The sequence below is a fragment of the Bradyrhizobium sp. NDS-1 genome, assembly GCF_032918005.1.
GTDB lineage: Bacteria > Pseudomonadota > Alphaproteobacteria > Rhizobiales > Xanthobacteraceae > Bradyrhizobium > Bradyrhizobium tunisiense.
Window position 1 is genome coordinate 2,356,598 of record NZ_CP136628.1, and the last position, 14,485, is coordinate 2,371,082.

Consider the following 14,485-nt stretch of genomic DNA (forward strand, 5'->3'; position numbering starts at 1 on the left):
TCGCGAGTTGGTCGGTCTTGCTAAGGAGCGCCTGCAGACTTTGCGCAAGGATTTTGTGGCAGGGGCCGCGCTGCTGGACGGGCGGTGGATTCCGGGCCACCGAAGAGACGTCGTCGTCGATCCGGCGACCGGCGAACAGATCGCAGACGTTGCGCGTTGCAGCGCGGCTGACATGAATGCCGCGATCGCAGCGGCTGACAGGTCTTTCTCGGCTTGGCGGGGATTGTTGCCTGCGCAACGGGGGGCGATCCTTCGGTCTTGGGCGTCCTTAATACTCAAGCATGCTGAAGAACTCGCTGTCATCGTCACGAGCGAGCAGGGTAAGCCCCTCGCGGAATCGCATCATGAAATCCGGTACGGTGCAGGATTTCTTGAGTGGTTCGCAGCCGAAGGAGAACGTGCGTACGGAGAGACCATCCCAAGTCACAAGCCGGGCAGTCTCCTTCACGTCCGAATGCAGCCAATCGGTGTTGCGGCTGCGATTACGCCTTGGAATTTCCCTGTCGCGATGATTACGCGAAAGGCCGGGGCCGCGCTCGCCGCTGGCTGCCCCATCATTGTAAAGCCTGCTCCGGAGACACCGCTCTCTGCGCTCGCTATTGCCCGGTTGGCCGAACAGGCCGGACTCCCTGCCGGCGTGTTTCAAGTCCTGGTAGGTAACCCGATCGAACTGTCGACGCCTCTATTGCACGACGCGAGAGTGCGGGCCCTGTCGTTCACAGGTTCTACAGAGGTTGGCCGCCATCTCCTTCAAGGGGCGGCGGACACGGTGAAGAAGGTCTCCATGGAATTAGGCGGGCATGCCCCGTTTATCATCTTTGATGACGTGGACCTCGAGAAGGCGGTCGAGGGGGCGATGGCCGCTAAATTCGCGACGTCAGGGCAGGACTGCCTGGCAGCGAACCGCATCTACGTTCAAAAGGGAATCTATAGGGCCTTTGTCGAAGCGTTTGCTGCAGAAATGGCTCGACTGCGAGTCGGTCATGGACTGGACCCGACAACAGATATCGGGCCTATGACCAAGCTATCTGTTGCTAACAAGTGCAGGGCCCAAGTCGATGATGCGGTGAAAAAGGGAGCCACCATTGTGTTGGCCCATCAGGGCGCCACTGCCGGCCCCAACTTCGTTCCTCCGACACTGCTCACTGAAGTTTCCGAGAATATGCTTATTGCTTCTGAGGAAACATTTGGCCCAATCGCAGCAGTCCTTCCGTTTGACACCGAAGAAGAGGTCATCGCTAGAGCCAACGCCAGCGAAATGGGCTTAGCCGGGTACGTCTACACCGACAGCTTGCGTCGGGCGCTTCGGGCTTCTGAGCGGCTCGAGTGCGGTATGGTCGGCATCAACACAGCCTCATTCACAGGGCCACCTATTCCGTTCGGCGGATGGAAGCAATCTGGCCTTGGTCGAGAAGGCTCGCGACACGGCTTAGCCGAATTCATGGAACTCAAGTACGTCTGTTTCGGCGATCTGGCAGGTTAGGAGAAGTGACATGATTGATATCAAGGCCATCGCTGAACGAGATCGCTCCAGTGTTCTGCATCCTTTCACTCAGCTCAAGGACTTCGCGAGCGGCAAGATGGGTGATCCCACGATCGTTACGGGCGGCAACGGTATTCGCATAAACGACGCCGAGGGTCGAAACTACATCGACGGCTTTGCGGGGCTGTACTGCGTCAACATCGGTTACGGTCGGACGGAAGTCGCAGAAGCTATTGCGCGGCAGGCATATCAATTGGCTTACTACCACACGTATGCGGCGCACACGACGGAAGAGTTGGCAACTCTTTCGGATCGTCTCGTGCGGATGGCACCGGGCAAGCCAAGCAAGGTGTTCTATGGGCTGTCCGGATCGGACGCTAACGAAACGCAAGCAAAGCTGGTCTGGTACTACAACAATCTACGCGGTCAGCCCAGGAAGAAGAAGATTATCTCGCGCGAGCGAGGTTACCATGGTTGCTCGGTTATTTCTGGTTCGATGACCGGCATGTCATTTTACCACGATCACATGGATCTTCCTTTCCCTGGTATTCTGCACACGGGAACGCCGCATCATTATTGGGGTGCTGAGCCGGGCGAGACGGAAGAGGCCTTTTCTCGCCGGCGTGCAGCGGAGCTTGAACAACTAATCTTGCGAGAGGGTCCAGAGACAGTCGGCGGCTTCATCGCAGAGCCGGTGCTCGGCACGGGCGGTATTACGCCGCCTCCTGCTGGGTACTGGCAAGAAATCCAAACTGTGCTCAGTCGCTACGACATTCTTCTGATCGCTGACGAGGTCATCTGTGGATTCGGTCGAACCGGTGCCGACTTCGGCAGCACACTCTACGGGATCGAGCCAGATCTGGTGACTGTGGCCAAGGGGCTGACCTCCGGATACGTACCACTCTCTGCCGCCATCGTCGGTGAGAAAGTGTACAAGGTCATGGAAGAAGGAGCCGATCGCGTTGGAGCTTTCTCGCATGGATATACGTATTCCGGCCATCCAATTGCGGCCGCAGCTGCAAATGCAGTGCTCGACATTGTAGAGAAAGAGGCGCTAAGCGACCGAGCCAAGACCGTCGGCGCGCACTTGCAGAGACGGCTTAAGGAGCGGTTTGCGCAGCTCGAGATCGTTGGTGAAGTCAGAGGCGTAGGCTTGCTAGGCGCTGTGGAATTCGTCGCGGATCGTCAGACCAAACGGAGATTTGATCCGGAGCTAAAAGTAGGTGCTCGCATTTCAAAGGCTGCCCGTGATCGAGGACTTATCGCGCGAGCGATGCCGCACGGAGACATACTTGGTTTTGCCCCACCGCTCGTTGTGTCCGAGGCAGAGATCGATGAAATAGTCGATCTTGCATATCAGGCGACCAAGCAAATAATGGACGAACTTACAAAGGAATCGGGTTTGTCTTGAAAAGTGGGCAGCATGTGCTGCATGAGCGTCGTCGGGATCTTACTACTGGCGCCAGGCGTCAGACATGAGCACGGAAGCGCAGCCCAAGACGCAAAACTGGTCAATAACTGCAGCAAGGAGCATAAGCGCCTGCGCGGCGTAGCGCGTTAAGCGTCGCGCCAACATATCAACGCACCGGCCCCATCGCATTCGCTGACCACCGTCTCTTCGCGATCGCATCTGCTGCACTTCGAAAAGTCGATGTGATCGTCATTTTTGCAGCGAATTCCTGGTGACTTAGCGAGAGGGGGACATGATAAGCTCGTCACCCACGCGGACGGCTCGCTTTTATTCGTTCGATCCGACGCAGCTGCTAATGAGGGTCGATTCCGGCGAGTGATCTTCACCTCGGCTGCAATCGTCTCCAGGCCACATTCGATTGACCGAAGGTCTTTTCCGGCAAGGTTCACAAATCATCAGGAATTTGACGGTGTGTGCGCTTCACCAACCTGATATGGTTCGCCGCGCTTTCGAATGGCTTCAGACCAGCCGGGGTGCAGCGCGGCGTCACAGCTTGGGTTCGAGCAGCCTGTGACAAATCGCGGCGCTCAATGTCACGAACTGAATGGGCTCGCCCGGGGCGACAGCCCTCTCTTAATCGTCTTGACGCGGAATGCGACGATCGAGGGCGAGGGCCGCCTGTGCTTCGCGCGTATTAATGGGTCTATTTCCGCGCCGAGTGAGCGCGTGCGATTGGAATGGCTCTGACGTCTATCGGCATGCATCTGGGCAGCCGCAAGGCGAAGTCCGCCGGGTGCGGGAAAGCCGGATGCCCGGTTCTGTGAGGACAAAGCAGTCACTTAGCTAATTGACGAAGATCGCGAATTAAACGCCCCATCTTGCAGGCGGAACGACATACATCATTAGATCCGTGAGGAGCTTGCTTTCGGGTACATCCGAAAAGCGACTGAGGAAACCTGAAGTGAGTATCCGATCCGGTTTGGAACGGCAGGGAAAGACTGGCCTCAAGAAAAGGCGGGCTGAAACCCTCACTAAAGATAAACAGCGGTGCTTTTGTTCGCCAAGATTCAGTGAGCGGTCGTCCCGTGTAATAAAGGCGTTCAAGAAACCGATGCGATCATCAGACGGCAGAGATCGGTGATATCGTAGACGGGTAACTTGACCCTACGGCGGATCGCTGCCGCTACCATCGGGAATGCAGCGCACTCGAACAAGATGGTCGCGATTTCAGGATAGGCGTCGCGAAGACTTTCGATCCGTGCACCAACATCAGTCTCGATTGACGTGACATCGATCGGCGGCGGTGGACGCTTCAACTCGTCGTGCCAGAACTTACCGCCTTCAATCCCGCCGATGACAATCCTCGCCCGCTCGCCTGGATCATCGACGCCGAGCAACTCTTCGCCACAATGCGTCGAATCGTACGTTAATACACCGATCTTGGCGGCCGGGGGGACTTGACGGAGCAACGTCGGCAAAAGGAGCAAGCTCGACATTGCTACCGGTACATCCACAGACGCGGCTACTGCTTGCTGGTGTCTGATCGAGAACCCGCAGGTGGAGCTTATCGCTACGGCCCCGCGCTCAACCAACCGCCGAGCCGCGGCGACGTAAGCCGGCTCAAGCCCCGGATCGCCGCGGACGACGTTCTCAACCCAAGCTCCTGTGACAGTTTCTGCAATAATCGGAAAGTTGAAGGTAGACGGATTCAATAAAGAGCCCGGGCGCGGCGGTGGCGGCGCGGCGCCGGCCGGCACTCCTCGCTCCAGGTTGAGAATTCCAATCGACCGTCCGCTATGCGATGCCATGGGGGAAAGATACCTAGAATCGAGGTTGGTATTCTCCATATTAACCGATCTAAGTCGAGAAATTCTGCGCCAACATTGAAGAGCGGAACTGTTTTGTGCGCGGGACCGGATACCTATTTTGCTCTTGAGTGCTGCGCCTCAAGGTTCGACAGCTCGCATCGCAAAGCTATCATCCTGCCACTTGAATCGAAGCCCATGGTGGATTGCCCGCTGAGGGCTGAGTGGCCGACTTACAAATAAAACCTACGCATTTTGTCTGTAAGTTGCAGGATTTCGAACGCGCGAATGCTCACATTGGGGAATTTCACCTCCAGGTAGCACATATCGTATGTTTGGAAGTCCGAGTCTAAGGCCAGCTTTCTTTCGGCAGACTCTCCTTCTGGATCGCTACTCGAGCGGCTGAGACTTGTTCAGTATCCGCGAGCGATAGGTGAGGGTATAGCGAGGGGACACCAGATGGATTGCGCTACATGGCCTGTTGTCCTAGGCGATTTGGCGTCCACACGGTGCGATGCCGCAGCTTTCCTGGACGGTCTGCAATTCGATGACGTGCAGAATCCCAGTCATTGGCAGCACTGGGGTACAAGATGGTCAAAACTCGGAGATGCTCAGTCGCTTCACGGCGATCTAAATGCCGAAAAAGGAGCGACAGATCAGGCTAGGGAAGCCTGGCTCTGTGCTCTAACCGCGTTCGAAGTTGCTAGACGACTAATTGATGAAGGCGATCCAGACGCTAAGCAGATTTCAGCGAAGATCGAGGGTGGAGTTCAACGGCTCGGATCAGCGCTAGAGCAGAATATAGAGCGGGTGCAAATCGCACGGTGGGATCAATCCGAAATCTCGGCATACTACGTGCCTCCCGGTGATCGCGAATTCTGCGCCCCCGCAGTTATTTGCGTCAGCAGAGAGGAAGAGAGGGCGGAGACGTTGCTTGGAAGGCTCTTGCCTCTCGTGGTCGGACGAGGAATTTCGATCCTCGTTGTTTCTCATGATGACGTCTCAAATCATGCCCGCGATTTGTCGAACCTATTCTTATCTAGCTGCATGGATTTCTTGTCGGTTCAGCCCAAGGTCGATGCTGCCCGTGTTGGCGTCTACGGTGAGGGGCTGTCCGCTGTTTTAGCTACTGATTTTGCGCGGTCAGATTCCCGTGTTGCTGCAGCGGTTTGTGACGGAGGGCTTTGGAATCGGACTCGGCTACTCGCATCGATTGGCTGGATGACGAGAACTGCTGGATCCGACAACCACTCGGTTTGTACGCGTCGCAGGGAAATGGTGTGGCATTTGAAATGCCCGGTTCTCGTGGTCGCCGGTGGGCGCAGCGTCGTCAGCGTGTCGGAGGCGATCAGACTTCAAAATGATTGCGAGGGCGCGCAGGTCGACCTCGAAGTGACGATGCCGCGGATGAGCGCCTTCCCGCTACGCGAGATCGAAAACTTCCCAAGTTCTGACGACTGCGTCTTCCGATGGCTGGATCGCAAGCTCGCGAACAGTTCGCAGCGGCCTATACAAGCTTAGGTCCATTGAACAGTCGATGCCGATCGTCATCATGTAGTGGAATTGTGGAAGCGACACATGACTTGCTCGCGAGCGCAAACCTTGCGATGAATGAGATCGCCATCAATGCCGTAGTGCCACGCTTTGTAATATCAATTCACCGATTGGATCGGGAATTCAGCAGCTCGCGGCCAATTACTTTGGTAACTCAGGACAGATGCTGATAGAGGCGGGAATATCAAGCTTGCATCGCTGTCAAGGATGTGCCGAGGTTCATCACTGCATTGGTCCGGCTCTACAACGCCAGCCTTCCGAATGTCATAGGCGAGCGCGGCGGCGAGATCCGCATCACGTCAATGACCAATCCTAGAAAATCCGGCAGTTTTACCAACAGGTACCTGGTATCACGTCGCGGGAGGCTTAATTCTTATGGCGATCGACTCGCGGCCTACAAGACGCCAATACTCAGCTTCTGAGATGCCAAGCGGCTATTCTTAGCGAGCAAGGCCAGCCGCTTGTTGAGATAGTCAATGGTCGTTTGGTCCACCCCTTCAAGTATCGTGGCGTTGAGGGCCTTTCTCTTAATCGACAGCTTTGCGATCTCCGCTCGCGCCGTTTCCGTGAGAGACATCTGTATGAATCGTGCGTCGTCGGGCGATGTCGGGCGGGCCAGAAACTCCATGGTCTCTAATCTTTTCGTCTGACTGGTAACAAACGGCGGATGAAAGCCCAGTTTGTTTGCAACTGCAGTTCCAGAAACACCGCTCCCATCATCGAGCTCGTTAATAGCCATCAGGATCAACCACTGCGCTTCAGTGATTCCGAGCATTTTAGCCCAGCTCTTATGGATCTCTTCGAGCTGTGAGTGGATCTCCACGATGTTCCAGATGAAGTCCCTTACGGCCTTATCGGATTGTTCGGCTTCAGCCATTTTTGTTGTTCAACCTTTTCGCTGGTGGTGGCGGCCGCGCCCCAAGGCGTCGTGAACGGTACCTACCCGTCTTAAGTAGCCTGAAGAACCCCGCGATAGTACATAGGGGCCATGTAAAAAAGTAATTGTAATGTATAATTATTTTAATGCACCATGATCTCTAGTTCGTCGGGACACTCCGACGGTCATGGTCAAAACCTCCAAGAAAAGCCCCAGGAGATGCCAATCCGGGGCAAAATCTGCATGTTGGCTGACCCCAGGTCGCCAGATGTTGCCTGATCGCAACACAATCCCACCGAATAGTAATGATAGAAATTAATTCATGGAAATAATTGAGTGGGGTGTTAGACAGAGCTCGACAGCGAGGGGGCGCCTCGAAGGTCGTTCCGTCCAGCACCCCTGTCCGTCGGGCCAGGCTAACGCCGGCGGATTTTGAAGGACGGAAACGACGTTTCCAACGGAGGTCGACTATGAAATTGACGAAGGGTCTTATTCTCGGTTCTGCGGCAATGTTCGCCGGCGCAGGAGCTCAAGCAGCCGATCTGCCGGTTAAGGCGAAGCCCATCGAGTATGTGAAGATCTGCTCACTTTATGGAGCGGGGTTCTATTATATCCCTGGCACTGACACCTGCATCAAGCTCGGTGGTTATATGCGTGCCTCGCTGGGGTTGGGCACGAACGGGATCATTGTTCCTTCTGACAGCGGCGTAGCGGGCGCGCAAAATCGGCTCCGGAATTATTATACTTCTCAGGCCCGTTTTGACTTGAACGTCGACACACGCACCGCGACTGAATACGGCGTGGTTCGTACCTTTTTCGAGGGTGTGCAAACTTGGACCGCCGGTGGCTATTCCGGAGCGGGCACAACCGCTACCAATGGTGCAACGTCCTATTCAACGTCGATTGCAGCTCAGATCGCTGCTGGAAGCATCGGCGTTTACTACGCTTTCATCCAATTCGCTGGCTTTACAATCGGTAAGGCGCAGTCGCAGTTCTCCTCGCCGTGGACCAATTATCCGGCCAACAGCTTCGATGGCCTGCCAGGCGCTGGCGGCTGGAATCCTGTGAATCAGTTCGCGTATACTTTTGATTTCGGTCAAGGAATCTCGGCCTCTTTGTCTGCTGAGGATCAGGTCGCCCAGTCTACAACGAGTATTTGGAACGTGAGTGGCGCAACCGCGGCAGGTCTTGCAAGCGGGGTGTTCGGCGCCAACGACATCGGTGGTTCGCGCTCTCCCGATCTTGTTGCGATGCTTCGAGTTGACCAGGCTTGGGGTCTCATTCAGGCGTCGGCCGCGGCGCACGACAATCACGCCGCCTACTATGGCGCCGACGAAACGTCCGGTCACCCGAACGACAAGTGGGGCTGGGCCGGTCAGCTCGCATTGTCGATCAAAAACATTCCTACCGGTCCGGGTGACACGGTCAACTTGTCCGGCGTGTATACGAACGGTGCGAGCCGATACAACTTCCAGCAGTACATGTCGACCAGCTTCGCGATGTATGGCGGCACTGGCCTTCCAGGCGCTTACCAGAGTCTCGGCGTCGCGGGTGTATCTGACTCGGTGTTTGTCACTGGCTCTGGCCAAGAGCTGACCACTACATACGGTTTCCAGGGCGGCTACACGCACAACTGGAATCCTAACTGGAATTCCAGTGTCTACGGCGGGTTGGGTGCTGTGAGGTATAATGACACAGCGAAGGGTTACATCTGCGGTGCCTTCGTTACGACCCTTGCACTCTCAAGCGGACGTGCTGGATGTAATCCTGATTTCAACTACGGTGTGGTTGGTCTGGTCACGCGATGGACGCCGGTCAAGAACCTGACCTTCACGGCCGACCTCTCTTACACGATGTTGGACCAGAAGTTTGCGAGCGGAAGCACAGTCGCCCTCCCACTCCAGTCCGGTATCGCCAAGCCCGCTACCGTGTACGAGCTGAAAGACCAGAACACCCTGACGTTGCTGCTTCGAGCACAGCGTAATTGGTGAGTTTCCTGTCAAACTAGCGAAGGAGAAAACGCAACGACTCTGTAAACCTTAGTTTAAACCTCCAATAAGGCCTCCGGCATGCCCGCCGGAGGCTTTTTTAATGGATGCGTGCAAGCTGGGCAACCATTCGGTGTGCCGTAGAGCGGTGCCCGGCGCGCATTATGGAAGACCCTACGATCGGCCACCGACGGTGTCATCTTTGCTGACAACTGCCGGACCATGCCTGATCCGAATGCACAGGAATGCTACGACGAGAGCCGCGCTAGCGATAGCGGGCTCCGTCGGTCCGCAAAGGGCTTGTGCGATTGCGAGAATGGCAACACCTACTGAAAGCGATCAATGCGCAACATTCGGAGCACCACAAGCTCCTCGCAGGCGCGGGCGGCGCGCACCTTAATTCTAGGAGTTCGTTCGGTTAGACGTGCCGGACTTTGCGTCACGATTGCGTTGACCTTACGCTGGCGAGCACCGACGCGGACCGCTCCGGATACAGGAGGACACCTGCAAACGCTTCACTTCCGGCGACCGCAAGTCGCCGCGTGGCACCGCGCAAACGCATGAACCTGTACGTTGGGGCAATGCAACGCGAGCCTGTTGCTGTCGCGCCTTGATCACTCCGGCTGAGCTAGTGGAAGACGTTAAAAGCTTCGCATTGTTGGGTAATGCGCAGAATTTCGGCCATTCCAAGCGTGATATTGGAGAAATCCAGCTGGAGGGACCGCTAATAATTGCGACAAAGAAAAACCCTTCGCCGACGAGTGTCGCGAGGCCAAAGGCAGGTGAGGAACTAATGAGTCACTCGATTCGCAGCCAGCGCCTCATGCCAGCGTCGGCCCTGTTGCGTAGTCCGAGCGCTGAAAAAGGTGCGCTCGGTGGTCCGGCGGTGCGTGGCGGGACGCTGGGAGCTCGTCACGAGAAAGACGGGGTAATGCCAGGCTCGAACGATGCGTTTGTCAGGTTTTGGAATATTCAGAAGACTTATGATGGCGAGACGCTCGTCGTTAAGAATCTCAACATGGAGATCGAGCGGGGCGAGTTTCTGACGATGCTGGGGCCTTCCGGCTCCGGCAAGACGACGACACTCATGATGCTGGCGGGCTTCGAGGCGCCCACCCATGGTTCGATCCTGCTGGCGGGTCGGTCGATCGAGAAGGTGCCGCCACATAAGCGCGACATCGGCATGGTGTTCCAAAATTACGCTCTCTTTCCGCATATGACTGTGGAAGAGAATCTTGCCTTCCCTCTCAAAGTTCGAAAAGTCGGCAAGGCCGAGGCCGAGGCCCGGATCGGGCGGGCGCTCGATATGGTTCGGCTCGGCGCCTATGGCCGGCGCCGACCGGGCCAGCTTTCTGGCGGCCAGCAGCAGCGTGTCGCGCTGGCCCGCGCGCTCGTCTTCGATCCCAAGCTCGTGCTGATGGACGAGCCGCTCGGCGCGCTGGACAAACAGCTGCGCGAGCACATGCAGCTTGAGATCAAGCATATCCACGAGGATCTCGGCGTCACCGTGGTCTATGTGACGCATGATCAGGGCGAGGCGCTGACCATGTCGGACCGCATAGCGGTGTTCAACGACGGGGCTATCCAGCAGCTCGCTGCGCCGGCTGAGCTCTACGAGCGGCCGCAAAACGCTTTTGTCGCCGAGTTCATCGGCGAAAACAACCGGCTGCATGGGAAGATTGTGGCGATGAACGGCAGGACCTGCACCGTGGAGATTCCGAGCGCCGGCACCGTGCAGGCGCTGGCCATCAACGTCGAGACGGCTGGCCGGCCGACCGTGCTGTCGTTGCGGCCAGAGCGAGTGAAGTTGAATCCGGCGCCTGGCTCGCTGCCTAATGTGTTTAGCGCGCGTGTTACTGAGTTGATCTATTTGGGTGATCACGTTCGCACCCGTGTCTCGGTGTGCGGCCACGAGGATTTCGTGATCAAGCTGCCCAATTCGGAAGGTGCGGCACACCTCGATCCTGGTGCGGAGATCACCATCGGTTGGAAAACCGAGGATTGCCGGGCGCTCGACGCGTCGTAGAGTTGGTTACAGCGGAGAATAGAAGATGAAGAAGTCCTACATGATCGCCGGTGCCTTGGCCATGACCTCGCTCGCAGTGGCCGCACTTGGGCCAGCCAAGCTTGCGTTTGCAGGCAGTCAGCTAACCGTCACCTCCTATGGAGGAGCGCGACAAGCAGCTGAGCGCAAGGCCTATTTCGAGCCTTACGTCAAACAGACTGGCGTAAAGATTACCGAAGAAGAATACTTGGGCGAGATCTCAAAGATCCGCGCGATGGTCGAATCCAAGAGCGTAAGCTGGGACGTCGTCGTCGCCGATGGTGTGGGCGCCGTCCAAATGTGCAATGAGGGCATTCTTGAGAGAATCGACTGGAAAAGACTGGGCTTGGATCAATCTAAATTCACTGGCGCGGACAAATATGAGTGTGCCGTGCCGGTAGATAACTATGCCACGGTCTTAACCTACGACAAGGACAAGCTGCCGGACGGCCCGAAGACCATCGCTGACCTGTTTGATCTGCAGAAGTTCCCGGGCAAGCGGGGATTGTTGAGGAGCCCGTTCGGGAATCTTGAATGGTCGCTGATTGCCGATGGGGTGCCCATCAAGGATGTTTATAAAGTACTCAACACCCCTGAGGGCGTGGATCGGGCGTTCAAAAAGCTTGATACCATCAAGAAGGATGTCGTCTGGTGGCAGGCGGGCGCCCAAGCGCCGCAGCTCCTGGCCGATGGTCAAGTGGTCATGACCTCAGGTTGGAATGGCCGCATCTATGATGCAGTCAAGAATTCTGGGAAGCACTTCGAGATTATGTGGGACGCGCAGGAGATTGGCCAGAGTGTCTATACAATTCCGAAGGGAGGTCCGCGGCTAGACGAAGCCTACAAGTTCATTGCCTTTGTCGGTTCGCCCCAAGTGCAGGCCGGCTTTAGCCGCTACATCCCCTATGGGCCCGCCAATAGCGAGGCCATCGCCTTTGTCGATCCAACGATCCTGCCGAACCTGCCGACGGCGCCGCATCATACGACCAGCGCCTTGCTCATCGATGCTGTCTTCTGGGGAGACAAGGGCGACGAATTGCGCCAGCGCTTTAACGCCTGGGTCGCGAAGTAGCGGGACGAATCAACCGCGGGGATTTCCATCCTCGTCTCAGACCATGACAAATAGGAATGGATGGCTATGACGGTCGCACAGATCACGGGCGGCTCCGAGTGCGTCCCGCTGAGGATTCAGCTGCAGCATGTCGAGCGTCGGCGCAAGCTGAAGGCGTTCACTCTCGTCTTACCGCTCTTACTCTTTATGCTGATCGCGTTCGTTCTGCCAATCGGCCGGATGATCTTCAACGCTGTGCACGACGATACATTCCTCAGGTTGATGCCGCGAACAATGGCGGAGCTCAGGGGATGGAACGGCAAGGGCTTACCTGACGAGACCGTCTATGCCGCGCTGGCCGGCGACATGAAGGAGGCGTGGGCCCAAAAGACCGCCGCCGCAATCGGCAAGCGAATGAACTATGAGCTGCCCGGCATTGGAAGTCAGGTCGTCTCGACGGCGCGCAAGGTCCGCGAGCTTGCGGCCGGCCCTTACAAGACGGCGCTCATCGATATCAATCCGCTTTGGGGACAGCACGAAGTATGGAGCCTCCTGAAGCGCGGGACCTCGGAATACACGGCCTACTATCTCTTGCGCTCCGTGGACTTGCAGTACAGCCCCGACAGTCTGATTGTCGCGTCGCCACACGAGAACGCGATCTTCCGCGATGTATTCCTGCGAACGCTTGGGATCAGCATCGGCGTGACTGTCGCGACCCTTTTGCTCGGCTTCCCGGTGGCCTACCTTCTGGCAACGTTGCCGCCCAGGTCTAGCAATCTCTTGATGATCATGGTCGTGCTTCCATTCTGGACCTCCTTGTTGGTGCGCACCACCGCCTGGGTCGTGCTCCTGCAGCAGCACGGTCTCGTGAACGACACGTTGATGACGCTGCATCTTATATCCCAGCCGGCCGAGCTCATCTTCAACCGGCTCGGAACGATCATAGCAATGACCCACATTCAGCTGCCCTTCACGTTGCTACCGATCTACAGCGTGATGAAGACTATCTCGCCCAATCTTGTCCGCGCAGCTCGCTCCCTCGGCGCCGGACCCTTCTACGCCTTTTGGAAAGTTTACTTCCCGCTGACAATGCCCGGTATCGCCGCCGGCTGTCTGCTGACGTTCATTCTCTGCCTCGGCTACTACATAACCCCGGCGCTCGTCGGGGGACCAGCTGACCAGATGGTGAGCTATTTTGTCGCCCATTACACAAACGAGGAACTCAACTGGGGTATGGCTTCGGCCCTCGGCGCCATTCTGCTTACGGCGACGTTGCTCCTCTACTATGTCTTCAACAAGCTGGTCGGGCTTGAGCAAATCAAGATGGGGTGAGACCATGATCGTTTCCGCTTATGCTTCTCCAATGGAGAGGGGCTGGTACTATCTGCACCGCGTGATCTGTGGGGCCGTGCTATTATTTCTCATTGCCCCGATCCTTGTAATCATCCCGCTGTCCTTCAATTCTGTACCATTCTTCACCTATCCGATGCCGGGGCTGTCGCTGCGGTGGTATGAGGAATTCTTCCTCACAGGAAGGTGGCAGGGCGCGCTGCACAATTCTATCTTCGTCGCCTTATCGGTCACGCTGCTGTCGACGGTGCTGGGCACGCTAGCCGCCCTCGGGCTAAGCCGCCCGAACTTCCCATGGCGAACGGCGGTCATGACCGTGCTGATCTCGCCCATGGTGGTGCCGGTCGTGATTACAGCAGTCGGCGTGTACTTCTTCTACGCTGACGTTGGGCTGCTCAACACCTATACCGGATTGATACTGGCGCACACTACGCTGGCCACGCCCTTCGTCGTCATTACCGTCACCGCGACATTGACGGGATTCGACCACTCGCTGACGCGTGCGGCCGCCGGGCTCGGTGCGCCGCCAATTACCGCTTTCTTCAAGGTAACCCTGCCGCTCATACTTCCGGGCATGATCTCCGGCTCGCTATTTGCTTTTCTTACTTCCTTCGATGAGACGGTCGTCGCTCTTTTCGTCGCTAGCGCCGAACAGCGCACCTTGCCGAAAGTGATGTTTTCCGGCATCCGCGAGGAGATCAGTCCGACGATCACTGCGGCGGCGACGGTATTGACCCTATTCTCAATCGTCGTGCTGGGCACGATCGAACTGCTGCGGCGGCGCTCGGAGCGTCTGCGCGGTATCCGCAACACCTGACTGATTCCATCCGAGCTTCAGAAGGAGGCCCTTTCACAGGGCTCTGCCAGATCATTGCGCGGCCTTGCCGGCTTCGGGAGCTACAAGCCAAAGGAAAGCTGTTCC

10 protein-coding genes are annotated in these 14,485 nt (G+C 56.9%); 8 read left to right on the forward strand and 2 right to left on the reverse strand.

The genetic code is table 11. The features are described 5' to 3' along the window. Window positions 1-7 precede the first annotated feature (7 nt). Together RX330_RS11145 and RX330_RS11150 are read left to right on the forward strand one after the other, a co-directional pair. Window positions 8-1,483, forward strand: a complete 1,476-nt coding sequence (locus RX330_RS11145) for an NAD-dependent succinate-semialdehyde dehydrogenase (protein ID WP_317243891.1) — start codon at window positions 8-10, stop codon at window positions 1,481-1,483. A gap of 10 nt (window positions 1,484-1,493) precedes the next feature. Beyond that, on the forward strand, window positions 1,494-2,894 hold the full coding sequence (locus tag RX330_RS11150) for an aminotransferase (protein ID WP_317243029.1): 1,401 nt from the start codon (window positions 1,494-1,496) through the stop codon (window positions 2,892-2,894). Window positions 2,895-3,994: 1,100 nt separating this feature from the next. On the opposite strand, the gene RX330_RS11155 is transcribed toward RX330_RS11150, so the two are convergent. Then, complete coding sequence (locus tag RX330_RS11155) at window positions 3,995-4,741, reverse strand: hypothetical protein (RefSeq protein ID WP_317243030.1); 747 nt, start codon at window positions 4,739-4,741, stop codon at window positions 3,995-3,997. Window positions 4,742-5,644: 903 nt separating this feature from the next. On the opposite strand from RX330_RS11155, the gene RX330_RS11160 reads away from it, so the two are divergent. Beyond that, complete coding sequence (locus RX330_RS11160) at window positions 5,645-6,220, forward strand: hypothetical protein (RefSeq protein ID WP_317243031.1); 576 nt, start codon at window positions 5,645-5,647, stop codon at window positions 6,218-6,220. Window positions 6,221-6,647: 427 nt separating this feature from the next. Here RX330_RS11160 and RX330_RS11165 read toward each other — a convergent pair whose 3' ends face one another. Further along, window positions 6,648-7,130, reverse strand: a complete 483-nt coding sequence (locus RX330_RS11165) for a MarR family winged helix-turn-helix transcriptional regulator (RefSeq protein WP_317243032.1) — start codon at window positions 7,128-7,130, stop codon at window positions 6,648-6,650. Window positions 7,131-7,600: 470 nt separating this feature from the next. Here RX330_RS11165 and RX330_RS11170 point away from each other — a divergent pair, with 470 nt between their 5' ends. The 5 genes from RX330_RS11170 (at window position 7,601) to RX330_RS11190 (ending at window position 14,380) form a co-directional block, all read left to right on the forward strand. Then, complete coding sequence (locus RX330_RS11170) at window positions 7,601-9,121, forward strand: porin (RefSeq protein WP_317243033.1); 1,521 nt, start codon at window positions 7,601-7,603, stop codon at window positions 9,119-9,121. A 928-nt stretch (window positions 9,122-10,049) separates the two neighbouring features. Next, window positions 10,050-11,144, forward strand: coding sequence for an ABC transporter ATP-binding protein (locus RX330_RS11175; RefSeq protein ID WP_317243892.1), 1,095 nt, complete (start codon window positions 10,050-10,052; stop codon window positions 11,142-11,144). Between the two features lie 25 nt (window positions 11,145-11,169). After that, window positions 11,170-12,234, forward strand: coding sequence for an ABC transporter substrate-binding protein (locus RX330_RS11180; protein WP_317243034.1), 1,065 nt, complete (start codon window positions 11,170-11,172; stop codon window positions 12,232-12,234). 66 nt (window positions 12,235-12,300) lie between these two features. Then, window positions 12,301-13,545 carry an ABC transporter permease gene (locus tag RX330_RS11185; protein WP_317243035.1) on the forward strand — a complete coding sequence of 415 codons (1,245 nt, stop codon included), beginning with the start codon at window positions 12,301-12,303 and terminating at the stop codon, window positions 13,543-13,545. A 4-nt stretch (window positions 13,546-13,549) separates the two neighbouring features. Further along, window positions 13,550-14,380 (forward strand): ABC transporter permease, encoded by an 831-nt coding sequence (locus RX330_RS11190; protein WP_317243036.1) that lies wholly within the window; start codon window positions 13,550-13,552, stop codon window positions 14,378-14,380. Window positions 14,381-14,485: the final 105 nt, after the last annotated feature.

Excerpts from the sequence above, each read along its gene's own strand:
- RX330_RS11155 (WP_317243030.1), bottom strand. The coding sequence starts at position 4,741 with ATGGAGAATACCAACCTCGATTCTAGGTATCTTTCCCCCATGGCATCG.
- RX330_RS11180 (WP_317243034.1), top strand. The coding sequence starts at position 11,170 with ATGAAGAAGTCCTACATGATCGCCGGTGCCTTGGCCATGACCTCGCTC.
- RX330_RS11190 (WP_317243036.1), top strand. The coding sequence starts at position 13,550 with ATGATCGTTTCCGCTTATGCTTCTCCAATGGAGAGGGGCTGGTACTAT.
- RX330_RS11150 (WP_317243029.1), top strand. The coding sequence starts at position 1,494 with ATGATTGATATCAAGGCCATCGCTGAACGAGATCGCTCCAGTGTTCTG.
- RX330_RS11175 (WP_317243892.1), top strand. The coding sequence starts at position 10,050 with ATGCCAGGCTCGAACGATGCGTTTGTCAGGTTTTGGAATATTCAGAAG.
- RX330_RS11185 (WP_317243035.1), top strand. The coding sequence starts at position 12,301 with ATGACGGTCGCACAGATCACGGGCGGCTCCGAGTGCGTCCCGCTGAGG.
- RX330_RS11165 (WP_317243032.1), bottom strand. The coding sequence starts at position 7,130 with ATGGCTGAAGCCGAACAATCCGATAAGGCCGTAAGGGACTTCATCTGG.
- RX330_RS11170 (WP_317243033.1), top strand. The coding sequence starts at position 7,601 with ATGAAATTGACGAAGGGTCTTATTCTCGGTTCTGCGGCAATGTTCGCC.